The organism is Alkalibacterium sp. MB6 (genome assembly GCF_009935905.1).
In the GTDB taxonomy this organism is placed as follows: domain Bacteria; phylum Bacillota; class Bacilli; order Lactobacillales; family Carnobacteriaceae_A; genus Alkalibacterium.
The window spans coordinates 31,741-56,782 of the sequence record NZ_PREX01000006.1 but is presented as its reverse complement, the minus strand read 5'-3'; the positions used below and the strand labels follow the sequence as shown (position 1 = coordinate 56,782).

Annotated in this window: 23 protein-coding genes; 8 read left to right on the top strand and 15 right to left on the bottom strand. The window is 39.0% G+C overall.

The features are described 5' to 3' along the window. Window positions 1–25: 25 nt before the first annotated feature. From secA to C3945_RS03785, 5 genes are all read right to left on the bottom strand, one after another. Entirely contained in the window at window positions 26–2,485 is a 2,460-nt protein-coding gene (gene secA, locus C3945_RS03805; RefSeq protein WP_161878362.1) for a preprotein translocase subunit SecA, read from the bottom strand. Window positions 2,486–2,707: 222 nt separating this feature from the next. Continuing rightward, entirely contained in the window at window positions 2,708–3,271 is a 564-nt protein-coding gene (gene hpf / locus C3945_RS03800) for a ribosome hibernation-promoting factor, HPF/YfiA family (RefSeq protein ID WP_161878361.1), read from the bottom strand. A 136-nt stretch (window positions 3,272–3,407) separates the two neighbouring features. Continuing rightward, on the bottom strand, window positions 3,408–3,830 hold the full coding sequence (locus tag C3945_RS03795; protein ID WP_161878360.1) for a ComF family protein: 423 nt from the start codon (window positions 3,828–3,830) through the stop codon (window positions 3,408–3,410). Between the two features lie 263 nt (window positions 3,831–4,093). Then, window positions 4,094–5,443 carry a DEAD/DEAH box helicase gene (locus C3945_RS03790; RefSeq protein ID WP_161878359.1) on the bottom strand — a complete coding sequence of 450 codons (1,350 nt, stop codon included), beginning with the start codon at window positions 5,441–5,443 and terminating at the stop codon, window positions 4,094–4,096. Window positions 5,444–5,763: 320 nt separating this feature from the next. After that, window positions 5,764–6,621, bottom strand: a complete 858-nt coding sequence (locus C3945_RS03785; protein WP_161878358.1) for a DegV family protein — start codon at window positions 6,619–6,621, stop codon at window positions 5,764–5,766. Between the two features lie 142 nt (window positions 6,622–6,763). On the opposite strand from C3945_RS03785, the gene C3945_RS03780 reads away from it, so the two are divergent. Further along, window positions 6,764–7,399 (top strand): YigZ family protein, encoded by a 636-nt coding sequence (locus C3945_RS03780; RefSeq protein WP_161878357.1) that lies wholly within the window; start codon window positions 6,764–6,766, stop codon window positions 7,397–7,399. A 181-nt stretch (window positions 7,400–7,580) separates the two neighbouring features. Continuing rightward, a complete protein-coding gene (locus C3945_RS03775) occupies window positions 7,581–8,654 on the top strand; it encodes an LCP family protein (protein WP_161878356.1) in 1,074 nt (357 codons plus the stop codon). Window positions 8,655–8,728: 74 nt separating this feature from the next. On the opposite strand, the gene C3945_RS03770 is transcribed toward C3945_RS03775, so the two are convergent. Next, entirely contained in the window at window positions 8,729–9,805 is a 1,077-nt protein-coding gene (locus tag C3945_RS03770) for an MraY family glycosyltransferase (protein ID WP_161878394.1), read from the bottom strand. A 146-nt stretch (window positions 9,806–9,951) separates the two neighbouring features. Here C3945_RS03770 and C3945_RS03765 point away from each other — a divergent pair, with 146 nt between their 5' ends. Next, window positions 9,952–11,031: an LCP family protein gene (locus C3945_RS03765; protein ID WP_161878355.1), complete on the top strand. Its 1,080-nt coding sequence runs from the start codon at window positions 9,952–9,954 to the stop codon at window positions 11,029–11,031. An 84-nt stretch (window positions 11,032–11,115) separates the two neighbouring features. Here the strand turns inward: C3945_RS03765 and C3945_RS03760 are convergent, their stop codons facing one another. The 9 genes from C3945_RS03760 to coaA all read right to left on the bottom strand — a co-directional run bounded on the left by C3945_RS03760 (window position 11,116) and on the right by coaA (window position 20,165). Further along, window positions 11,116–11,826: a GntR family transcriptional regulator gene (locus C3945_RS03760; RefSeq protein WP_161878354.1), complete on the bottom strand. Its 711-nt coding sequence runs from the start codon at window positions 11,824–11,826 to the stop codon at window positions 11,116–11,118. A gap of 55 nt (window positions 11,827–11,881) precedes the next feature. Further along, window positions 11,882–12,577, bottom strand: a complete 696-nt coding sequence (locus C3945_RS03755) for a glucosamine-6-phosphate deaminase (RefSeq protein ID WP_161878393.1) — start codon at window positions 12,575–12,577, stop codon at window positions 11,882–11,884. A gap of 1 nt (window position 12,578) precedes the next feature. Continuing rightward, complete coding sequence (nagA, locus tag C3945_RS03750; protein WP_161878353.1) at window positions 12,579–13,718, bottom strand: N-acetylglucosamine-6-phosphate deacetylase; 1,140 nt, start codon at window positions 13,716–13,718, stop codon at window positions 12,579–12,581. 83 nt (window positions 13,719–13,801) lie between these two features. Then, entirely contained in the window at window positions 13,802–14,632 is an 831-nt protein-coding gene (gene nadE, locus C3945_RS03745; protein ID WP_161878392.1) for an ammonia-dependent NAD(+) synthetase, read from the bottom strand. A 65-nt stretch (window positions 14,633–14,697) separates the two neighbouring features. Further along, window positions 14,698–16,182 (bottom strand): nicotinate phosphoribosyltransferase, encoded by a 1,485-nt coding sequence (locus C3945_RS03740; RefSeq protein ID WP_161878352.1) that lies wholly within the window; start codon window positions 16,180–16,182, stop codon window positions 14,698–14,700. Between the two features lie 179 nt (window positions 16,183–16,361). Continuing rightward, window positions 16,362–17,441, bottom strand: coding sequence for a glycosyltransferase family 4 protein (locus tag C3945_RS03735; protein WP_161878351.1), 1,080 nt, complete (start codon window positions 17,439–17,441; stop codon window positions 16,362–16,364). Next, on the bottom strand, window positions 17,438–18,175 hold the full coding sequence (locus C3945_RS03730; protein ID WP_161878350.1) for a WecB/TagA/CpsF family glycosyltransferase: 738 nt from the start codon (window positions 18,173–18,175) through the stop codon (window positions 17,438–17,440). Before C3945_RS03730 ends, C3945_RS03735 begins: the two co-directional genes overlap by 4 nt. Window positions 18,176–18,232: 57 nt before the next feature. Continuing rightward, entirely contained in the window at window positions 18,233–19,225 is a 993-nt protein-coding gene (locus tag C3945_RS03725) for a sensor domain-containing diguanylate cyclase (RefSeq protein ID WP_161878349.1), read from the bottom strand. Window positions 19,226–19,241: 16 nt separating this feature from the next. Then, window positions 19,242–20,165, bottom strand: a complete 924-nt coding sequence (gene coaA, locus C3945_RS03720; protein WP_161878348.1) for a type I pantothenate kinase — start codon at window positions 20,163–20,165, stop codon at window positions 19,242–19,244. Between the two features lie 224 nt (window positions 20,166–20,389). On the opposite strand from coaA, the gene mvk reads away from it, so the two are divergent. From mvk to C3945_RS03695, 5 genes are all read left to right on the top strand, one after another. Next, window positions 20,390–21,343, top strand: a complete 954-nt coding sequence (gene mvk / locus C3945_RS03715; protein WP_161878347.1) for a mevalonate kinase — start codon at window positions 20,390–20,392, stop codon at window positions 21,341–21,343. Beyond that, window positions 21,336–22,307, top strand: a complete 972-nt coding sequence (mvaD, locus tag C3945_RS03710) for a diphosphomevalonate decarboxylase (protein ID WP_161878346.1) — start codon at window positions 21,336–21,338, stop codon at window positions 22,305–22,307. The genes mvk and mvaD overlap by 8 nt, the downstream gene beginning before the upstream one ends. A 4-nt stretch (window positions 22,308–22,311) precedes the next feature. After that, entirely contained in the window at window positions 22,312–23,400 is a 1,089-nt protein-coding gene (locus C3945_RS03705) for a phosphomevalonate kinase (protein WP_161878345.1), read from the top strand. A 20-nt stretch (window positions 23,401–23,420) separates the two neighbouring features. Beyond that, complete coding sequence (fni, locus tag C3945_RS03700) at window positions 23,421–24,473, top strand: type 2 isopentenyl-diphosphate Delta-isomerase (RefSeq protein ID WP_161878344.1); 1,053 nt, start codon at window positions 23,421–23,423, stop codon at window positions 24,471–24,473. Between the two features lie 67 nt (window positions 24,474–24,540). Next, the gene (locus C3945_RS03695) at window positions 24,541–25,038 is read left to right on the top strand and encodes a hypothetical protein (RefSeq protein WP_161878343.1); all 498 of its coding nucleotides are present in this window, start codon (window positions 24,541–24,543) and stop codon (window positions 25,036–25,038) included. Window positions 25,039–25,042: the final 4 nt, after the last annotated feature.

Here is a 25,042-nt window from a genome sequence, read left to right as displayed (position 1 = left end):
CTCCTCGCTTCTTTTATTTCTTTAATTAACCCATACGCGTGTGTGTTTCGTCATCATGTGAGAAGGTTGGTTTATCTGGTCGACGAACCGGTTTTCTTCCCCCACTTGGAGCTGCTTGTTCTCTTTGTAGGTTCTGTCTAATTTGAGATTTCATCAGCAGTCTCGTAATGTCATGCTCCATCTCACCAATCATTTCCTCAAACAAAGTGAATCCTTCTTGCTGGTATTCGGTTAGTGGATTGAACTGACCATAAGAACGCAGGCCAATCCCTTGTCTTAGTTGATCCATTTGATCAATATGATCTGTCCATTTTCTATCGACTACACGCAAGATAACCACTTTTTCAAATTCAAGAACTTGCTCTTTTCCGTTAAGTTGAGCTGTCTTTTCTTCATAAGTTGAACGTGCTAAATCAACCAATAGGTTCTCAATTTCTTTAGCGGATTTCCCTTGGATATCTTCTAAAGTCAGTTGCTCAGGTGCTACTAAAGTCGTGTGAGCAAAGTCAACGATACGATCTAATTTCCAATTAGACTTGTCTTCACTTTGAGTATAAAGTTGGACATGTCGTTCAATCGTTTTTCTAATCATCGGGATAGTTACGTAACTTAAAGATTCTTCTTCCATAATCACTTCTTGGCGCTGAGAATAAATGACTTCTCTTTGCTCTCTCATGACATCGTCATATTTTAATACGTTACGTCTAGTATCGTAGTTATTTCCTTCTACTCGTTTTTGAGCAGACTCAACTTGACGACTAATCATTTTACTTTGAATAACAGCATCGTCTTCTGCAATTTTCAACTGCTCTAGAACCATGCGGATACGGTCAGATCCAAATCGTTTCATCAAATCATCTTCAAGAGACAGGTAAAATTGAGAAACCCCAGGGTCTCCTTGACGACCAGAACGTCCTCTTAACTGATTATCGATACGTCTTGACTCATGACGTTCTGTACCAATAACAGCCAGGCCGCCTAGCTCTTTTACACCAGGTCCCAATTTAATATCTGTACCACGTCCGGCCATGTTGGTCGCAATAGTTACTGCACCCATTTGCCCTGCGTTTACAACAATTTCCGCCTCACGGAAGTGGTTTTTGGCATTCAATACCTCATGAGGAATGCCTGCTTTTTTCAATAGACTACTAATCAATTCAGAAGTCTCAACTGCCACTGTACCGACAAGAATAGGCTGGCCTTTTTCATGGCGTTCTCTAATGTCTTCTACAACTGCATTGAATTTGCTCTCCAATGTTGGGTAAAGCAAATCGTCACGGTCGTCACGAATAAGCGGACGGTTAGTAGGGATAGCGATAACGTTCATGTTATAAATTTCTCTAAACTCTTCTTCCTCTGTTTTAGCTGTACCAGTCATCCCAGATAACTTTTGGTACATACGGAAGTAGTTTTGGAAGGTAATAGTAGCCATTGTTTTGGATTCTTTTTGAATCTCAACATTTTCTTTTGCTTCAATCGCTTGATGTAAGCCATCAGAGTAACGACGGCCTTCCATGATACGCCCAGTAAACTGGTCAACAATTTTAACAGCACCGTCATCTACAACGTAATCCACATCTAAGATCATGATGTAATTGGCTCGTAAGGATTGGTCCAAGTGATGCACGAGCGCTTGGTTCTCAATGTCATATAGATTATTAACATGGAAGGTTTTTTCTGCTCTTTCGATACCCTCTTCAGTTAAAGAAACAGACTTAGACTGTAAATCAATTGTGTAATCAACATCTTCTTTTAAGCCTTTAATAAAGAAGTCACAGCGGGTATAAAACGAAGTCGAACGGTTCGCTTGACCTGAAATAATTAAAGGTGTTCTCGCTTCGTCAATTAAAATTGAGTCAACTTCATCTAGAATAGCAAAGTTGAGTGGACGCTGAACCATTTGTTCTTTGTAAACCACCATATTGTCTCTTAAATAGTCAAAACCGAGCTCATTATTAGTTGAATAGGTTATATCGCAGTTGTAAGCATCGCGTTTTTCAGTTGACGTTTTTGAATTGAGGTTAAGTCCAACCGATAAGCCCATCCATCTATATAACTCACCCATCTCTTCTGCGTCACGAGTAGCCAAGTAATCATTGACTGTTACGACGTGTACGCCTTTTCCAGCAATCGCATTTAAATAAACAGGCAGTGTTGCTGTTAACGTTTTACCTTCACCGGTTCTCATTTCAGAGATGTTACCTTCATGTAGCGCAATGCCACCCATTAATTGAACACGGAATGGGAATAAACCAAGAACGCGTTTAGCCGCTTCTCTAATAGCAGCGAATGCTTCAACAAGTAAATCATCCAAGGTTTCTCCTGCTTCATAACGCTTTTTAAATTCTTCTGTTTTAGCAATTAACGCTTCGTCTGATAAAGCCGCCATATCATCAGATAACGCTTCAATTTGGTCAGCGATTTTGCCGTACTGACGCAAGGCCTTTTTATCATTTTCAAATATCCTTTTTAGTAAGTGAGCCATGGATACAAATCTCCTCTATTGTTTCATTCTTTTATTTATCTAGTCTTCTTAAATCATGCCATCTGCTTGATTTTTAATTGATACACTTCTGGATTTTTTCATACTGTTCTATCATACCACTATTGGCTTTTAAAAAAAAGTCCTCTACTCATATCCATTCTCAACTGTTTAATTTTGTTCATAAAAAGAGGACGGGCATTCTGCCCGTCCTTCCAGTAGTAATTAATCTGTTTCAATTAAACCATATTTACCGTCTTTGCGTTTGTAAACAATGCTAGAACCATTAGTTTCTGCGTCTTCAAATATAAAGAAGTTGTGACCAAGCATATCCATTTGCAATACTGCTTCTTCTGCATCCATTGGTTTCAAGCTTAGTCGTTTTGTACGAACGATAGATGAGCCTAACTCTTCTGTATCATCTAAATTGTCTTCGTCATTTTCAACCCATAAATCAGGATTGACAGGTTTTACACCTTGGGAACGACGATTTTTTCTATTAATTTTGGTTTTGTATTTTCTCATTTGGCGTTCTAATTTGTCAACAACAAGATCGACACTTCCGTATAAATCTGGGGAAGTTTCTTCGGCACGCAATACCACATAGGGGAGTGGAATAGTAACCTCAACTTTAGCTGTTTTATCGGAATAAGTTTTTAGATTGACATGTGCACTTGCTTCCGGTGCATCATTGAAGTACTTCTCAATCTTCCCTACTTTCTTCTCTACGTATTCCCTAATAGCCTGGGTCACTTCGATATTTTCTCCTCGAATATTGTATTTCAGCATATTACTTCACCCTTCCAAATCTAGTATAGTTTCTATTCTAACAAATATAGAAGCTATCTATAAGCAAAACGATTATTTGCTTAATTCAATTATAACTGATAGCGGTTTCTTTCTCAACAGAATTAATCTTTAGTGCTTATCTAAATAAAGTGATTGTTTTAATACTGGTGGGGCCACATTGACTTACCGCATCTGCTGCATGAAATAGGGTTCTACCCGTTGTATACACATCGTCTACAATAACTACTTTCTTTTGCTTTAGTAGCCCGACTTCGCTGTCGATGACGTGAAAGGGTTGGGGGGATAACATGCGGTTTCTCCTGTCTTTTTTTGATTGATTTTCCGGATTATCTATATGTTCAAGACAATTCTGATAGATTATTCCGGCCTGCTTCAACACTATCTCTGTTTGATTAAATCCCCTAATCTCTTTGCTTCTTTGGCTAATGGGTATGGGAACAATGACTGTATGTTTATCTTCCTTTTGTAGCATAGCCTTTACTTCTTTGGAGAATACCTGTCCTAGTTCAGCATCTCCATTAAATTTAAAGGCTTCCATAAACTCTTTTGCAAACACATTATAAGCAAACAGTGATTGATTAGAAAACGAATAATTGGGATATAGCTTTTGCCACTTGATGCAATCTTGACAGTAAGTGTCTTCATGACGTCTTCCACACCCTCTGCACAGGGGACATTCTCTAAGGAGTATGAACTCGGATTGACATGCTCCACATAACCTTTCTTTTTTTAACGGTCTAAATAATAATTCTGTAAACGAATAAGTAGAATCAAAATGAGTGCCACACCACATACACCCGTTCATACTAGATAACCACTTCTAGCAGCAACTGCATTCATGTTTTTGATTTGCTTTATGGCATTTTTCATAGCACGTGTCCAGACTTCATGATAATATGTTACCTCTCCACTGGGGTAATCTGGAGCCCTCCCTACACGTCCTGCGATTTGAACTAAGGCTGCTTCCGTAAAGACTCTATGGTCAGCATTCATAACGATCACGTCTATATTAGGAAAGGTTACTCCACGTTCTAATATTGTGGTGGTCATTAAAAACTGAAGGCCACCTTCTCTCATCTTTTTAACTTTTTCTTTACGATGTGGATCCTGTGAATGAACCCATTCAAAAGTTGACTGCTTAAAACTATGCTCAAAAATAGGCATCAACTGTTCCATTAAAGAGATAGTCGGTATGAAGAGTAAAAATTGTTTTCCTTCTTCAATCAGTCGTTTCATGTGGCGAATAATGATGTGAGTGTCATTTTGCTTTGTTTTAAGAATACTTTTCTTTACCCATATCCCTACTGGTACAGGAAGTGGCCTACCATGGTACCTAGCAGGTAAGATGGATGCCTCAATCTCTCTTCTTTTTATCCGTTTTTGCATACTCTTATCTGGTGTGGCCGTAAGGTAGATAACAGAAGACACTATCTTTCTTGCTTTTTCAGATGCAAAATACAAAGCATCATTTAAATAGTATGGAAAAGCATCAACTTCATCTATAATCAATACATCAAAAGCCTCTTTAAATCGATAAAGCTGATGTGTAGTGGAAATAACAAGTTGAGTATACTGATAAGGAACCTCAGTCCCACCATATAAAACAGCGAGCGAGACCTCAGGGAAAGCTTTTATAAGACGAGGGGCCAGTTCAAGAGCCACATCGACTCGTGGAGTAGCTAGACAGACTCTCTTTCCTTCTTCAAGCGCCTGACCAACACCTTCAAACAGCATTTCTGTTTTACCTGCTCCCGCTACAGCCCAAATCATTCGATCACTGTTATGATCTATTGATTCTCGTATATCTTTTGAAGCTTGAGCTTGCTGCTTCGACAAAGTTCCCGTCCACTTCAAATAAGGATACGCATACTTTGGAAACTGATTGGGCTCCTCTAAAGAATACAAGTGACTGCATTCTGTTATTTTACCAAGCTTTATGCATTGCCGGCAATATTTACAACGGTTCTGACAAACACAAGGGTAAGATACCGTCATCGTGCAAAGAGTGCCACACCTATTACATGTTAATTGGCTATTTTCTTTATTAAATCCTTCCGTGACAATCAAACGCATCGCTTCTTCTTCTTCGTCCCACTCTCCTGTATATTCAGATCGTAACAGGTGCCGCCCATAAAATATTGTCTCGTCCATTTTCTCACTCCTATAAAAAAGTCACTACTATATATATATTGTCTTTTTGTTACCGAAAAGAACTTTTTTCCTAGGAATTAGTTGGCATTATTTAATTTTAAGGACAACATAAGCGTATATGGAAGAAGGATGTGCTATTTTGTTTTAGTCTGTTTTTATATAAAGTTGACCTCTTATCTTATAGGTTGCTATTGAATACTGTTAGTATGTGATAGTATTTATATAGTGGTCAAACAATTAAAAACACCTACACAGGCTCCCTCTCATCACATATACTGTAGGAGGATAATCTATGTAGGTGTTCTTATAATGGTGTATTGTTATATATGATCAGTATCTTTTGTCCAAGATAAACCGACGGCTCCTTTACCGGTGTGGACACCGACCACTGGACCGACATGGCTAATTCCAAAAGGTATATCAGGAAATGCTTCTTCCAGTTGTTCTTTAAAAATCAACGCTTCGTTCTCGCAATAAGCATGAAGCACAGTCGCCTTGATAGGGTAATTTGCTTCTTTAATCGCTTGTTTTAACAGTAATGCTATTTTTTTCAATGCTTTTTTTTTCGTTCTTATTTTATCATAAGCTATGATTTCTCCAGCTTGAAGTGTCAAAACCGGCTTGATACTCAGTAATGTAGCGACTCCTCCAGCTGCTTTTGATAACCGTCCACCTTTAATTAAGTTTGTGACGTCATCGACGACGAAAAATAACCGAGTCACTTTTTTCAGTTCTTCCAACTGTTCTAAAATCTCAGAGACCGATTTATTCTCTTCTGCCATCTTTGAAGCACTGCGGACTAAAAAGGCTTGTCCTGCAGCTGTTAATTCTGAGTCAAACGGATGAACAGAGATACCCTCAATCGACTGAGCGACGTTAAAAGCATTTTGAAATGTTCCAGAGATTCGGCTCGATAGATGGATACTAATGATGGCATCATAATCTTCCCTCAAGGATTCGTACAAGCCTGTAAAGTCTCCAATCGTAGGTTGTGAGCTTGTTGGCAATTGAGGTGATTGTTCTACTTTTTCAAAAAATTCTTTAGTAGTAATATCGACTTCTTCTTTAAACGCTTCATTTTTAAATATACAGGATAAGGGCACAAAATATATATTGCTATTTTCATAGTCTTCTTTATTCAAGTAAGCTGTACTGTCAGTTACAATTGCTATACGCATAATTTCACCTCACTGTCTCATTAAGTTAATCTGATAAGCAGTATTGTAAATAAACCCAATTAAGTCTATAGACAACCTATTTTCTATTATACAACACCATACCCTAGGTTAACACTAAAACTTAAATAGAAGGGATCCATATATGAAAAATTATCGCACAATTAAACAAGATGGGCAACTGGAAATAAACATAAAAAAATCTCGTTTTATTTGTTATTTAAAACGTACAGAGACAGAAGAACAAGCTCAACTCTTTATTGACTCATTGAAAAAAGAACATTGGAAAGCGAATCATAATTGTTCAGCTTACGTCATCGGTGAGAATAATGAGATTCAGCGCATGTCAGATGATGGCGAACCTTCTGGTACTGCCGGCTTGCCTATGTTGGATGTTTTAAAAAAGAAGGATTTAAGGAACGTGACAGCTGTAGTAACGCGTTACTTTGGAGGTGTCAAGCTCGGTGCGAGCGGTCTTATTCGTGCTTACGGTAACACGACCAAAGAGGCTATTGATTCGGTTGAAGTCGTGGAGAGGCAACTGCAGCAATATATTGATTTAAACGTCTCTTACCCAATGAGCGGTAAAATTCAAAATCAGTTGTATCAAACCTCATACAGATTGGAAGACACTCTCTACACTGACACGGTTACCTTTAAGTGCTTGGTTCCAGTTGAACACGTTCCATTGTTTTACGAAGAGACTACGGAATGGACGAGCGGTCAAGGTAAGTATTCAAAAGGTCCTCAAGCATGGATAGAAGTCGATGTTGCTGACTAAATAAAACTAAGTGTTTTTACCTGCTGACAAATGAACAAATGTTGACGTTTAAATGATTTTAAAAGATACTTCTGTTATTTATATTGACACACTGTCTAAATCAGACAATAATAGAACACAGATGATTTTTTAAAGATGCCATTAGAAACCTAACCAATGGTAAATGAAGGAGACACCCATTTTGTCTAAACACTACACACAATCACGCTTACAACAGAAAAACCGAAAGAAAAAAAGAAAACAAACCTTGCTATTAAGCATCCTTATTCCTTTATTTACTGTTATTTTAATTGGTACAGTCTACTTTGCTCGTTTACTTGCTACCGTTGAAAATGAGATTGATTCCTCTTTTGTTGAAATTGATCGACCTGAACCTGTCAAAGCAGTTAATCCAATAGAAGAACCTGTTTCATTTTTAATTCTTGGCATCGACAGTGATGAGACGAGACAACTCGATTCCACTCGTGCCGATTCAATTATATACGCTACTTTAAATCCACTAACGCATGAAATGAATATGGTCTCTATTCCCCGAGACACTTATGTGCCTATCATGAGAAATGGATCTGTCGTCAGATGGGACCGTATCAATGCAGCTTACGCTGTAGGCGAAGAAAGTGTCATGGTTCAAACAGTCGAAGAATGGCTAGATGTTCCCATTCATTACTATGCGACGTTTAACTTTACAGCCTTTATAGATATTATCGATGAGCTTGGTGGTATTGAAATGGAAGTACCTGTTACTATTCGTGAAATGGATTCAAATGATCAAATGGGGTCCATTTATTTAGAAGAAGGCTTCCAGACGTTAGATGGCCAACAAGCTTTGGCTTTAGCTCGTACTCGTAAAATCGATGATGATGTAGCGAGAGGTCATCGCCAACAACTGATTATTCAAGCTATTATCAGTAAGGCATTGAACTTTCAATCCATAAGCAAGTACAGCTCAATAGCCGAGACAGTCGGAAGCAACATGCGTACCAATATGCGTATGAATGATATGACTGCGATAGCTCAGACCGGTTTAAATCAATCATTCACGATGCACTCTCATGTGTTTGAATGGTCCAGCTTCACGGAAAGACAAATGGATCTTGTGCGCATTGAACCAAATAGTTTTACAAGGATACAGCAAGAATTACAAGACTCACTGATACGAACAACGAAAACAGAAGATTCTTCCATTACAGAGGATGAAAACAATACAGATACAAGCACCTCTTCTAAGACAGATGATCAGTCATTCGCTAACTAACTAATCATAGAGAACATAAACCCCCGCAACCCATCTACATAACTGATGAGGTAACGGGGTTTTTTATAGTTTTTTTATCCGCCATTTAACTTTCTTCCGAAGGCTTGTACTAACTTGAGTAGAGGGCGTTTTGTTTCACTGACCAACCCTATAATTTCTACAAAGAGTTCCACTCCAATAAGGACAAATATAGTAAGTAATATGGAGCCAATCAAAGTAGAAAACGTGTATAATAAAGCTATTACTGAAAAAATAGCAGAAACACAATAGATAGCCAGAACTGTTTGCCTATGTGACAGTCCTAAACTCATTAAACGGTGGTGGATATGGTTCTTATCAGCTGTCGATATCGATTGCTTTCTTAGTTTACGCCTAATCATAGCAAATAACGTGTCTGTAACAGGGATGCCTAAAATAACGATAGGCAAGATTAAGGAGATTAACGTAGCGTTTTTTAGACCTTGAAGTGAGAAGACGCCTATCATAAAGCCTAAAAACAAAGCGCCTGTATCCCCCAAAAAAATACTGGCCGGTTGGAAGTTATAGGGCCAAAAACCTGCAATCGCTGAAACTAATACAAAAATCATAATTGACGTGGATACTTCTGATATAGTTAAAAAGAAAAATCCTATAATACCCATAGTGGTCAGTGCAATCATCGAAACCCCACTAGCTAAGCCATCCAGACCATCGATCAAGTTGATAGCATTGGTTAAACCGACAATCCACAAAATAGTAAAAGGCATTTCCCATACTCCAAAATTAATCGTTCCAAAATAAGGAATAGTCATCGTCTCAAGGGAGACATTACCCATAGCGTATATAACGACTGCTCCGATAATAATACCCGTTAATTTGACAAGCGGTTTTAAATTATATAGATCATCTATTATTCCAGTTACTACAACGATAATCGATCCCAAAAATAAGGGGAGTATTTGACTAAGTGGGATTGGAAGCAATAAAAAGGAAGAGAGATAGAAAGATATGACTATCGTAATGCCTCCCATTGTCGGCATTTCTTTTTCATGCACTCTTCTAGCTTCTGGCTTATCAGTAATATTCACTTTTTTTGCTAGCCATTTAAATAATGGTGTGAGTACTAGCGTGGTAATCATGGTAAATATACAAACCAATAGCACGACAAACATATTATACATATCTAATCTCATTTCTACTTTAAGTATTGAAATCATTATAGCATCGTTTTCAGACAAAACACAATTGCAATTAAAGGGTAACTGGATTAAACTATTTAAAAGAGTTCCTTCATACTCCTTTAAGAAAAGAGGCCACCATGCGATCCGATAAACACGTGAAACAACATAAGAGAAACAGAACAATTAAAAGAGTCGCATTAGGTGTTGGTCTTTTACTGGCCATTATCATTGGCACGATTGTTGGGTATTATGGCAATCAAATCAGTGAGTTCCTTGCCGATGTCAGTAATGAGACACCTGATGATATGCAAAGTACTGATGAACAAGAAGAAATACTAAGAGATTTGCATCCTATATCTATTTTACTTTTGGGAATCGATGCAACGGAAGAGCCTCGTCGATCGGATACCATGATCGTTGCTACAATTAATCCTGAAGATGAATCAGTTAAATTGGTGTCCATTCCAAGAGATACGTTAATTACCCTTCCTGATTCTGATCGATTGGAAAAAGTGAACGCCGTTTACCCTATTTATGGTATTTCTGGTGTCGTTGATTTTGTATCAGAGTACTTGCAAATTCCTATTTCTTTTTATGCCACATTAAATTTTCAAGGCTTGGTTGATTTAGTCGATGCTGTTGGAGGTATCTCTGTCGATTCTCCATTGTCATTTACCGTACAAGACAGCGAAGAAAACTCTGAAGCTATCGTTATTGAGGAAGGGGTTCAACAATTGGACGGTGAACATGCACTTGGTTATGCCCGAATGAGAAAACAAGATCCTCGTGGCGATTTCGGTCGTCAGGAAAGACAACGTGAAGTGATTCAATCTTTAGCGAATGAGCTGTTATCATTTAGTTCTCTAACTAATGTCACTCCCATATTGAATGCCATTCGTCCAAATTTACAAACCAATATGACCCCTCAACAAATCTTGTTCGTCAGCTCTAACTATAGCTCCTCTGCCAGGAATATCGAATCTCTTGAAATGGCGGGCCAAGCTGATTACGTTTATGTTCCTAGTTACGGCCAAGAGTTATATGTCTGGCTTCCTTATGAAAATACACTTCGTGACATTCAAGAATCCTTGCAAGAGCATATGGAGCTTGATGAGATAATGACAGACGATAGTGTAGACTATCACACCATTGAAGGCGGACCAGACGAGGAAGAAGAAAATGTTATGCCCACAGAAGAAGATGAAGTTATTCAATAACAATCCCTTGACGCACGTTAAAGAACGCCTCGCCACAAGCATAGCTGCTTATAGAGAGGCGTTCTTTTTATTGTATTAGTTTCATTAATTGACTGCATCGATTACGAATTCATATCGAGACCCGACATACTGGGCACGGACATATTCAATCGGTCGTCCGTCTTGAGTGTAACTGACTTGACGAACCCTTAATATAGGTGATTCCCGTTTTACATCCAGTAGATCAGCTGTTTTTTCTGATGCCCATGTGGCCGATATCGTCTGTTCGGCGCGAGCTATCTTATAACCTTTCTCTGATAAAGAACGGTACAAGTGGCGTGTCACATCTTCTTTACTCAATTCTTCGATGACAAAACCAGGTAAAGTTGCTACTTCATAGCAAATCGGCACATTATCAGCATAACGAATTCTTTCCATTACTAATACGGATTCAGTTCGGCCAATGTGTAACTTAGCAGCTTCACTCTCACTTGCTTGTTTCGTATAGAAAGACACCAACTTACTAGAAGGAGTCTTTCCATAACTCTCGATCGTTTCAGTAAAACTAGGTATACCACTTGATTTTTCTTGAACCTTATCGGCTGCAACAAAGGTCCCTGCTCCACGCCGTCTTTCCAATAACCCTTCTTCAACTAAGGAACTCACTGCTTGTCTGGCCGTCATTCGACTGACGTTGAAGGTTTCTGCCAAGGTGCGTTCAGAGGGGATCTTTTCATCTTTTTTCCATTCTTTAGAAAGGATAGCCTGTCTCATTTCATTATGCATTTGGATATAAACTGGAATTTTCTTGGTCATGACTTAAGCCTTTCTGAATCTTCATTTAAACAAAGTAAGGAAAAGATAGTGGGAATTATAGGTTGCTGGCCGCGGCTTCATCCACGATAACAATAACATCCGGATGATTCTGTAATACACTAGCTGGGACCTCTTCTGTTACCGGACCATTCACCGTGTTAGCAACTGCTTCTGCTTTGTTTTCCCCATACGCTAACAAAATGATTTTCTTAGCTCCCATGATGGAATCAATACCCATGGAATAAGCATGTTTAGGAACATCATCTTCCGAGTCAAAGAAACGCTTATTAGATTCAATGGTTTCTTGAGTTAGAAATACTTTTTGTGTTTTAGAATCAAACGAGGTACCTGGTTCGTTGAAGCCAATATGGGCATTCGTTCCGATACCTAAAATTTGAATATCAATGGGATTATCTTCAAGAACTTGATCGTAACGAGCAAGTTCTTCTTCGCCAGCCATTCCGTTTGGTATATGTGTTTCTTTAAAAGGTTTCTGATTAAACAGCTTGTCGTTCATAAAATAATGATAGCTTTGAGGGTGACTCTGCTCTAAACCAATATACTCATCCAGGTTAATAGCTATCTTGTCAGAAAAATCTAAATCACTTTCAGTTAATGCTTCATATAAGGTCTCCGGTGTGCTCCCTGTGGCTAAGCCAAATACTTTCGCCCCCTGCTCGAGACCTTCCTTAATAATGTCGAAAGCTTTTTGACCGCCTTCTACTTTATCCTTTACTTTAATTACCTTCATATTATTTTTTGAACTCATGTATCGTTCCTCCTGAAATAGTTTTTAAAATAGTATAGTCCTCATCCATCACAAGCATATCAGCATCGAAACTTGGATTTAAATGGCCTTTTTTAGACAAACCAAATTCTTTAGCCTGATTAACTGAACTCATCTTCACTGCGTCGGATACGCTACAACCAGTGAACTCTATCATATTTTTAAAGGCATCTACAAAGGTCAACACACTTCCAGCTAAGGACCCATTTTCTAAGCGAGCCTGTTTGTCTTTTACAATCACGGTCTGACCACCCAGTTCACTCTGGCCTTCTTCCATACCTTTTGCACGCATGGAATCTGTAATCAACACGATCCCATCGGAACCTTTAGCTTTATAAGCCAGTTTTACCATCTCTTTGGAAATGTGGAACCCGTCAACGATCATTTCCACCATCACATCGTCTTCCAGCAATCCGTAGCCTGTCACACCAATCTCTCGGTGATGCAAACCCCGTTGGCCATTGAACAAGTGAGTGATGTGAGTCGCTTTTGAAGCGAGTAACTCTTCATATGTGGCACCGGAATGTCCAGCTGATAAAATGATTCCTTGATCTCCACAGTACTCTTCAAAATCAGAGACATCTCCTGTTTCTGGAGCATACGTGATTAAACGAATGCGTTCACCACTTAACTCTTGCCATCTTTTTAGGGTTTCTTTTTGAGCGGGTCGAATATACTCTTCCGGTTGAGCACCTTTATATTCTTTTGCGATAAAAGGACCTTCAATGTGAATACCTTGAATCATCGGATTGGCCTCTGCTGCCTGTTTAATTCCATTCAAAGCTGCTTCTATTTGCTCATCTGACTGAGTCATCGTTGTTGGGAAATAAGACGTAATGCCTTCTTCAAGCATCCGACTAATCATCGTATTAATTTTATCGGCGTCTCCATCCATATTGTCAACACCGTAACCTCCATGGCTGTGAACATCAATAAATCCCGGAATAACTAGTTTGCCTTCAAGGTCTTTAACATCATCACCATCTTCTTCTTTAAAAGCTTCCATTTTTCCGACTCCCAGAATACTACTGGTGAAGCGGATATAACCTTCTTCGATCTCGCCTTCACCCGTGTAAATATGAGCATTCGTCAATACTGTCGCCACAAGCTTACCTCCTTTATATCCTTCACTCTCACTTCAATATGTATCTCCCTCCTATACGTTTAGTTATAAGAGGGAGGCAATGATTATTTTTTCCAAAAATCATCTAGTTGAGTAATTGGCAGATGACGCTTATGCTCTGACTTCAAAAAGTGCTCTTCAATTTTTTCGGCAGCTTCATCAGATACTTCTTTTCCTTCAAGATAGTCGTCTATTTGATTATATGTCACGCCTAATGCGTCCTCATCTGATTCACCTGGATTATCTTCTTCCAAATCAGCAGTTGGTGTTTTATTAATTAAATGATCAGGCGCACCCAATTCTCTTAATAACTCTTTTCCTTGTCTTTTATTCAAAGGGAAGAGAGGATTAATATCCGTTCCTCCATCTCCGTATTTGGTAAAGAAGCCTGTTACTGCTTCTGCCGGATGGTCGGTTCCAATCACCACTCCGTTGGTGTCTCCGGCAATAGCATAATGAGCAATCATTCGAGCACGAGCTTTGACGTTCCCTTTATTAAAATCAGTCAAAGAAAAACCATTGTGTTCTATACTCCCAACCATGGCATCGACCGATGGTTTTATATCGATTTTCATAACCTGATCCGCTCTTATCCAATCTATAGCGTCTTTAGCATCCTCTTCATCTTGTTGTTCGCCATAAGGAAGACGCAAAGCGATAAACTGATAACTATCGTCGCCTGTTTCTTCTCTTAATTCTTCAGCTGTCATCTGACACAATTTACCAAGCAATGTCGAATCCTGCCCTCCAGATATCCCCAAAACCATCGTCTTTAAAAAGGGATGGGCATGGAAATAACTTTTCACGAAATCAATTATTCGTCTAATTTCTTCTTTAGGCTCAATGGATTCTTTGACTTGCATTTGGTCAACTATTCTTTTTTGCAATTCTGAGATCATTAAGAATCGACTCCTCTTCATTTCTAGTCTAAATTCATTTTATCATATCGCTTCTAATTAGGTTAAAGAATAGCGTTATTCTCTTCAGTCGGGCTTTTCGCAATCTTTTTGAATAGTTTAATTGTTTCTACTTTCGCATCATACAACTTTTGTGAAAGGTCTACTGGATAAGGCTCAGGATTTAATAATCGCTTGTGTTCATCCCACTGCTCGGCTAACCGCTCCTGAGCGTACTCCTTAATATCTTCAAGTGGAGGCAAGTCGTAAATCAGTTCCCCATCAACAATAATATCTTCTAGTAATGGTCTTGCTGTAAAATCATTAAGTGTCTTATTAATATAAGTGTACTCTGGATGGAACATGAATAACTCATCCAATTGATCTGGTCTTTCATCATGCAGAGCAACATAATCCCCTTCTGGCTTGGTATTGTTATAAGAACGAATACGCCAGACTTGTTTTTTACCGGGTGTAGAAATTTTCGCAACGTTTCCGGTCAACTTCAGGGTATGATGCATCTCTTTGTTATTCCCTTCAACTGAAACAATTTTATAGACGCCTCCTAGTGCGGGTTGATCAAAGGCTGTGATCATTTTAGTTCCGACTCCCCAAACGTCTATTTTTGCACCTTGCATTTTTAAGTTTAAAATAGTTTCAGCATCCAAGTCGTTGGAAACATAAATTTTTGCATCAGGGTAACCTGCTTCATTCAACTGCTGTCTCACTCGCTTGGAAAGATAAGATAAATCTCCAGAATCCAGTCTAACTCCCAAGAAGTTAATCTTATCTCCCATCTCTTTCGCTACTCTAATAGCATTTGGAACACCCGAATCAATTGTATGATACGTGTCTACTAAAAACACACAGTCTTTGTGTGTCTCAGCGTATGCTTTGAATGCTTCATATTCATCGCGGTAAGCTTGTACCAATGCGTGAGCATGTGTTCCTGATGCAGGCATGCCGAATACTTTAGCCGCTCGGGTATTGCTGGTAGCATCACATCCACCGATATAAGTAGCTCTAGCTCCCCACAAAGCAGCATCAAATTCTTGAGCACGTCTTGCACCAAATTCCAAAACAGGATCGTTGCCAGCAGCTGTCTTAATTTGAGACGCTTTCGTTGCAATTAACGTCTGAAAGTTAACTATATTTAGTAATGCCGTTTCAATCAGTTGACAATCCGCTAAAGGGCCTTCCACTTGAATCAATGGCTCGTTAGCAAAGGCAACTTCTCCCTCTTTAAATGAACGAATCGTTCCTTTAAATCTCCAATTCGCTAGGTAATCAAGAAAATCGTCAGGAAAATTCTTTTCCTCTCTTAAATAATCGATATCTGATTCCTTAAACGAAAGGTTGGTTATGAAGTGGACCACTCGTTCTAATCCAGCGAAAATCGTGTACCCCATGCCGAATGGATTGCTACGGTAATACATTTCAAATACCGCTTTTTTTTCATGGTTTCCTTTTTTCCAATGAGTGTAAATCATATTTAACTCGTATAAATCTGTGTGTAGAGCCAGACTGTCATCTGGGTAACTTTGATACATTCCATTTCCTCCTATGCCGAGAATAATCTCTGTTAGCAAGTATACCACACTCTCCCTCATTCAGGGAATTCTCTGTTTACTAATCCGTCCTATAAAACATGTAAGAATTCGGTTCAATCAGTGTATTTATAAGGATTGACAATCAAAAAACCAGAAAGCATATGCATCAGCTAACTGGTTTAATTGATTAGTTTACTATAAAAAGACAGGACATGTGTGGCTTGTTTATCTAATGTAAACTGCTTGGCCCACTTATTCAATTCTTGTCCTTTTTGATTTAATTGACACTGTTGCCATAATAAATAGGCTTCATCAAGTGCTTGAACAAGTTCTTTGGAACTATTCGGAGAGATGAGCCAGCCCTTTGAATCATCTGTTACTATTTTGTCGACGTCCCCAACGCGGGTAGCAATGACCGGCACCTGTTGTTCGGCTGCTTCTAAGAGAACTATGGGGAAACTTTCACTTAAGGACGGATGAACGAGGATGGTTGTTAAACTCAGCCACTGCCTGACCTCTTTTTCTGATGTCCACCCTTTAAACTCAACTTTGTGATCCAAGGACAGCTGGCGGCTCAACAGTTTTAACGTCTCTTCTTCTTCACCATCACCTAAAACAATCCATTGCCAGTTCGCTTGCTTCCATTCACCAAGAGTCTTCATCATTAGGTTATAGCCTTTGATGGGATGAAGTCTTCCAATCGTTAAGATAGTAAACACTGAAGGAGGTCGTTTGACAAGTTCCTCCTTTGGAAATGCGATGCCATTGAATATGACTTCAATTTTAGTAGATTCTATACCCATATGTTCTAGAACAGTTTTAATTTCATTAGATACTGCAATAATCCCGTCTGCTTTAAATAAAGCATGTTTATTAACCTTTTCAAAAACCTTTCCCTTCAAGCCATTTGCTTCAAAATCCAGCAAGGGATTGCTGTGGACAGTAGTTACCCACTTGGCCTTAAGTCTTGTGTGCAACACCGCCATTACTGCATTAGCTCGGGGGCCATGAGAATGAATAAGGTCATAATCTTTACTTTCAATAAATGTTTTTAATTTTTTCAACACACTTAAATCATATCGAGACGTTTGTTGAAAGACAAAAACTTTTATACCGGCTTGTCGAGCTGCTCTTGCAACCGGACCTTCTTCCAGCACGAGTAAATCTACCGTTTCATCTTTTAATGTTTTTAACAATGATACGATGTGAACCAAGCCCCCACCATACTCATTACCTGCATTTATATGTGCAACTTTCATAAGTCCTTTACCTTTTTTCTTTGTTTACGAATTTCTTTTAAAAATAATGGCAAGACAGACATGCGTTTGTACCGAGAGGGTTCTTTCATCAGTCGATACAGCCATTCAACATGAAAACGTTGAACAATGGAAGGCGCTCGCTTGACTTTACCGGAGAGAACATCAAAGCTACCTCCAACTCCTACAGCAATACCATAAGAGGCCTCATTTAAATACCTTTGAATCCATTTTTCTTGTCTTGGAAAACCAAAAGCGACCAAGACAATATCTGGTTTAGTGGCCTTTACTTGTTCAATTATTGCAGGGTCATTGTGATCAAAATAGCCATGATGCGAACCAGCTATACGAATTGACGGCCATTCTTTTTTTACATTTTCTACAGCCAAACCAATAATGTCTTCTTTTGCTCCGATGAAGTAAACTCGTTTCTGATGTAAATTGGCTAACTCTAACAAACCTATCATTAATTCAAATCCAGGTACCCGTTCTTTAATCGGTGTATTTAACGCTTTTGATGCTCTGACAATACCTATGCCATCTGGAGCTATGAAATCAGCCTGTAGTAACAAATCAAAATAGTCTTTGTTATCCTTAGCAAACATAACAATTTCCGGATTGGCTGTAACGAGGAAGGTTTTTTGTTTATCTTCCATCCGTTGGTAAAGGGCTTTTAGAAATTCTTTTCTTGTCATATTATCAAATGGAATACCCAGAATAGTTATTTTGTTCTGCATACATTATTCACCCATTCTAACTCCCATAAACTATCTTCTTTAGTATGTATTTTGCTTTTAATCAGCTATTATTGTATTTTTTCCTTGCTCTTTAGCTTTGCTTAACAAACGATCTGCACGGTTGAATAATTGGCTGACTGTATCATTAATCGTGAATTCAGTGACTCCTACACTACATGTTACTTCAGCCGGTTCAGAAAACTGTTTTTCCTGTAAAGTTGTTTTTATAGTTTTTGCTATATGGGTCGCTTCTTTTTTAGAATGATTAGGCAGCACAACCATAAATTTTCCGCCTTCAAACACGCCTCCATAACCAATTTCACTAATGGACTCATTGATAGCCTCGCCCGTTTTTAGAATGATTTCATCACCAAACAAGGGCCCAAACAAGGTATTTTGATGGTATAAATTATCCAAATCAATTAAAACCATTGAAACAGTTTGGCTTTTTTTGGACTTCACTTCTGCAATAGCTTGTCCTAATTTCACTAAGATATTTGAGCGATTATAAAGGTCAGTCATCGTATCCTTTTTAACTTGTTTCTCCCAGTCACTGTTTTCTTTTAGCAATTCTTCACGCTCAGTTTCATATTCAGATATATCAAACACAATACCTGATAAAAAGAGAGGAGAACCGTCTTCTTCCCTTTGGGTCACTCTTCCTCTATCATAGTAGGTTTTATAGTCACCATTTTTTGTTTCAATACGGTATTTCACTTCCCATACAGGCGATTTTCCAGATAGATGATCTCTCATCGCATCCATTACCCGATCATAATCGTCGGGATGCAACCGATCAGTGAAAAATTGAAAGGTAACATACTCTGGTAATTCCTCTTTAGCATAGCCTAAAGCGGTCGCTTTCAATGGATTAAATCTAACTTGATTCTCTTTAAAATCCCAAAACCAATGCCCTAGATTGCCTGACCAAGCAAACTCAAGCGAGTCCTGCTTTTCTTGCATAGTCAAGAGCTCTTTATTCATCCTTTTTAATGCATTTACTTCATTTTGTAATTCCTGTAAACGAGTCGCGTCTTCTTTCACCAACACCCATCACACTCCTTTGTTAATGCTTCTTTAATAGAATTTGATCAATATAATGATCCGTTGTTTTATGAATAATCATATTTGCTCTAAAACGAGTCGGCATAATGTATTCTTCCAAGTTTTTTAAGTTGATGGTTCGCCATACATTCTTAGCCATGTTAAACGCTTCTTTTCGATCCCCTATCGCATAAGAATAGTAATAGTTAGTGGGATCTTTGAAAGCCGTTTGTAACAGCAATCCAAAGCGCTCCAAATACCACTTCTCAATACGGTAGGGTTCAGCATCGACATAAAAACTGAAATCAAAGAAGTCACTGACAAATATCTTTTCACTCGTAGGTAGTTGCAAGACATTTATCCCTTCCACAATCAATATATCTGGCTGATCGATAACCTCATATTGGTCAGGTATGATGTTATATAATTTATGTGAATACAAAGGAACCTTAATATTACGGCGCCCACTTTTCACATCCCCCATAAAACTAATTAAGCGATGCATGTCATAACTTTCCGGGAAGCCTTTGCGATTTAGTATCCCTCGATCGATTAACACTTCGTTTGGATGCAAAAACCCATCAGTTGTAATCAAACTGACTTTTTGATCTGGATAAGCGCGGGACATCATGGTTCTAAGAAAACGAGCCAATGTGCTTTTGCCAACAGCCACACTTCCTGCGATTCCTATAATATAGGGATTTTTCTTTTCCGGTCTCTCTAAAAGCTGTCTTATTTCGGTTTGCCTCTCATGGTAGTGCTTAATATACTTATGCAAGACTTGTAGAATTGGCAAGTAAATATCTTTAACATCTTGTGTTGATACTTGATCATTTAAAGACCGTAACGAATCCACTTCTTGATCGGTCAAATTGATTTCTTTATATTTATTTAGTTTTTTCCATTCATCTCTGTCAATTATATAAAAAGAATCCGATTCTTTCATGCGGTCTTCCTCCATTATAGTCCTAAATATGCTTTATCTGTATCAGTTTAACAGATATTTGCTCACATATATACTATATAAGCGACTATTTCCCTAGGTTTTGTGAATTTAATTAAAACTTTACCGTTTTTTAAACTAATAATGGTAACATAAATTAGAGTTTATTTATGAAATAAGTTATGATTATAACGATTAACTAATGAGAGAATACAGGAGTTGAACAGATGAAAACTCTCTATAAGCAAGCAGTGGGAACAGCCCACGGTAAAATCATTCTAATAGGTGAGCATGCAGTCGTTTACAACGAGCCTGCCATCGCTCTCCCTTTTCTTGCAACTCCGGTTGAAGTGACTATCGAGCCGACTTTAGGTAGTAGCCAGTTGAATTCTAGCTATTATCAAGGAGATGTGTCAACTATCCCTGATTCATTGTTGAACTTAAAATCAGTTATCGAATCGATTTGTACAGATTTGGAACAGCCCCTTGATTATATGTCTATTTCAATATCCAGTCTCATCCCACCAGAACGAGGAATGGGGTCAAGTGCTGCTGTTACAACAGCCTTGGTTCGGGCTCTTTATTCTTATTTCGATGAGCCATTGGATTACGATACATTACTCGAGTATGTCAATATAGGAGAAAAAATAGCTCATGGTAATCCAAGCGGTTTGGATGCTCGAGTGACCAGTAGCGAGCAACCTGTCTTTTTTAAAAAAGATAGTCATTTCACTCCTTTTCCTTTACGGCTGTCTGGCTACTTAATTGCTGCCGATACAGGTTTGAAGGGGCAGACTAGACAAGCTGTAGAAGATGTAGCTGAGCAGGTGAAAACGTCTTATAACAAAACCAAAGGCATTATTGAAGCGATCGGTCGGTTAACCGAACAAGCTAGAATTGCGATTGAAGAAAATAATCCGGAAGAACTAGGGTGTTTAATGTCTAAGACTCATGAGCATTTAAAAAAACTCAATGTCAGTAATGACGCTTTGGATAAATTAGTCGATACAGCGATGGCTTACAAAGCGCTTGGAGCAAAATTGACAGGCGGCGGACGTGGCGGATGCATGATTGCGTTGGCCAAAACGTCTAAACAAGCCAAAAGAATCGCTTATAAATTAATGGAGCATGGAGCTGTTGAAACATGGATTCATGCTCTTGGGGAGGAAACAGATGAGTAGTTGGGTACGGGCACATACAAATATTGCCCTGATTAAGTACTGGGGTAAAGAAAATGAAGAGTTGATTATTCCGATGAATCATTCCCTTTCTCTTACTTTAGATGCTTTTTATACGGATACAAAGGTTTTGTTCGATGATTCTTTAAATCAAGATGAGTTGGTACTAGATGGCGTATTACAGGGTCATGAGTCATTAAAAAAAGTCCAAGTCGTTTTAAACCGTGTACGTGAAATGGCTGGGATCTCATCACATGCACGAGTGGAAAGTATCAATCACGTGCCAACAGCAGCTGGATTAGCTTCCTCAGCATCCGGTCTTGCTGCCTTAGCGGGTGCGGCTAGTCACGCTGCTGGGTTATCATTGTCTGAAAAAGACTTATCCAGATTGGCTAGAATAGGATCAGGTTCAGCTTCTCGCAGTATTTACGGTGGGTTTGCTGAATGGATCAAAGGTTACGATGATAAAACGTCTTTTGCTGTTCCCGTTGACGATGCTGATTGGGATATTGGTATGCTTTTTATTGTCGTGAATGATGCAAAAAAAGATGTATCCAGCCGCGAAGGTATGCGCCGCACAGTTGAAACCTCTCCTTTTTACGACGGTTGGTTACAAACTGTTGATGGTGACTTAACTAATATGAAAGAAGCTATTTCTAAACGCGATGTTTATACAGTTGGTGAGATTGCTGAACGTAGTGCTTTGAAAATGCACGCAACGACACTAGGAGCCATACCTCCATTTACCTACTGGTCAGCTGAAAGCATGAAAGCAATGGATGCTGTTAGACAATTGCGCAAAAAAGGTTATGCCGTCCATTTCACCATGGATGCAGGACCAAATGTCAAATTAATTTGTAAAGCATCCGAATTAGCTGAATTAAAACGATTATTAAGTGAACACTTTGATACCAGTCGATTAATTGAAGCCCGTCCTGGACCTGGCCTTCATGTGTTAACAAGGTGATGCTATGAGAGACTCACGATCTAAAGCACCAGGGAAATTGTATGTTGCTGGCGAGTATGCAGTGACCGAACCAGGGAACCCTGCCATTGTTGTTGCAGTCGACCGGTTCATTACGGTTTCTCTTACTCCCAGCGAACAATCGTCGGGTACGATTGTATCTCCCGCTCTTTTTGAAGAGCCGGTAGAATGGCAACGGTCTGATGATGGTCCACTTTTGATGACAAAGCAGTCAAAAGCTGATATCTTAATGGCTACAATAGCTGTGACAGAAGCTTTTATAAATGAGCACGACACACTGTTACCTTATTATACCCTCACCATTGAAAGTGAGCTAACCGATGACTCTGGTACTAAATATGGCCTAGGTTCGAGTGGCGCAGTAACCGTTGCAACTATTAAAGCCATATTAAAGTCCGTCTCATTGACTGTGACAGACGAAATCATTTATAAGCTAGCTGCTCTATCACACTTATCTCTCGGCAGTCGGGGATCTTTTGGAGATTTAGCAGCGGCAGCATTTACCGGCTGGCTCCTTTATTCAAGCTTTGATAAACAATGGGTCCTGTCTCATTCTAAGACACTCTCTTTACGCGAGTTAGTCTTTAAACCATGGCCGTTATTAAAGATAGAAGCCATTGAGCCCCCAAAGGCAATTGATTTACTCATCGGTTGGACTGCATCACCTGCATCTACAGAAAACCTTGTTCTAAGCATGAAAGATTCAAGTAAAGACGATCATCATACATCTGTCTATTCATACGAGCAATTTCTTTTAGAGAGTAAACAGTGTGTTGAGCAATTAATTGAAGGTATTCGGTCTAATCATACCTCAATCATATACGAGCAGATACTCTTAAATCGACAATTATTACTGAACATGAGCCAAATGAGAAGTTTGGTATTAGAAACACCTAAGTTACAGCGTTTAATTGAAACAGCCGAGCGGTTTGGTGCTGCAGCCAAAACGTCCGGAGCTGGCGGTGGAGATTGTGGTATTGCCTTAGCAGATCGATTTGTTGACCAACACGCACTCGTTAACGAGTGGCAGGCTAACGGTATTCATCACCTTCCCCTTACTGTTTTTACTAAATAATTATTATTGGAGTGTCATTTATGTCTAAGCCTAACAACCGTAAAAATGAACACGTCTCTTTATCCGAAAAATTTTATGATCATGGTGTCTCCTCTTTTTCAGATGTGCACTTTGTTCATCATTCGTTTCCACAAATGGATGTAACAGATGTTAATTTATCCGTCCATTTAGCTGGACTCGATTTTTCAGTTCCCTTCTTCATTAATGCAATGACGGGTGGCAGCCCTTGGACAGGCCGAGTAAATGAAAAACTAGCTATTATTGCCAGAGAAACTGGACTAGCCATGGCAACCGGTTCTGTCAGCGCAGCTGTTAAAGATCCCAGCTTGAAAGATACTTTTGAAATTGTTCGAGAGGTCAATCCTAATGGGTTGGTTTTTGCAAATTTGGGTGCAGGTCACGGCTTGGAAAATGCGAAAAGAGTCGTCGATTTACTAAAAGCAGATGCCATGCAAATCCACGTAAATGCTCCTCAAGAGGTAGTTATGCCCGAAGGCGACAGAGAATTTTCCAATTGGATTGAAAATATTCAATCCATCGTTAACGGCCTTGATGTTCCTGTGATTGTCAAAGAAGTTGGGTTTGGAATGAGTAAAGAAACGATCACTTTATTGGAATCTCTTGGGGTAAAATTCATTGATATTAGTGGAAAAGGTGGAACCAACTTTGCCCAAATCGAAAATTATAGACGAAAAGATTATAAGTTGGATGATTTAGAATCTTGGGGACAAACAACAGTCGTCTCTCTTTTAGAAGCTTTCGAAACAGAGACAACTGCCAATATTATAGCTTCTGGTGGCATCCGTCGTCCGCTGGAAATTGTTAAAGCTCTTGCTCTTGGAGCTTCTTTAACAGGCTTATCCAGTTGGTTTATGCATATGGCTTTAGATGACGTCGATAAGACCATTGAAACAGTGTCGTCATGGAAAATGGAATTGAGTCGCATTATGACACTTTTAGGAGCACGTACAGTCGATGAACTAAAACAAACTGATTTAGTTATCACTGGTGACTCAGCTGAATGGAGTTACGCTCGCAATATCGATATCAAACGCTACGCTTCCCGTTCTTAATGGGAAGCTTTTTTCCTACTCATTTAATGTATAATCAATTATCACGTCACTTTAAAGGATGAAGAGAATGATTCACAAAAAGCACTCGGTTATATGGACCTTCTTTTATTATATCGTTTATATCACCGCTCAACTCACTTGGGGCTGTATTCAAAGCTTGGTGGGCTTTGTCTTTTTCTTGATTTTTTATAAGCAACCCCATGATTGGTATCATGGATCCATTCGGACTAAATGGAAAACGATGAACGGCATATCGCTTGGCTTATTTATTTTTGTCCCAGATGAAAATGAACCCAACTTATTGAGGGCTTCACCTACTCAGCCTTCTATACTAAAAGAGCGGTGTGACCGAATCTCCGTCCATGAATACGGGCATACCATCCAATCTTTAATTCTTGGACCACTGTACCTCTTTACTGTTGGCTTTGTTTCATTAGCATGGTCCCGGTTGAACCGCTACAAGCAGCTCAGAAAACAATACGGCGTACCTTATTCTTTTTGCTGGCCTGAACAATGGGCGGATTACCTTGGGGAAACTCTTTTGAAACGACCTGCTTTACGTTAAACAT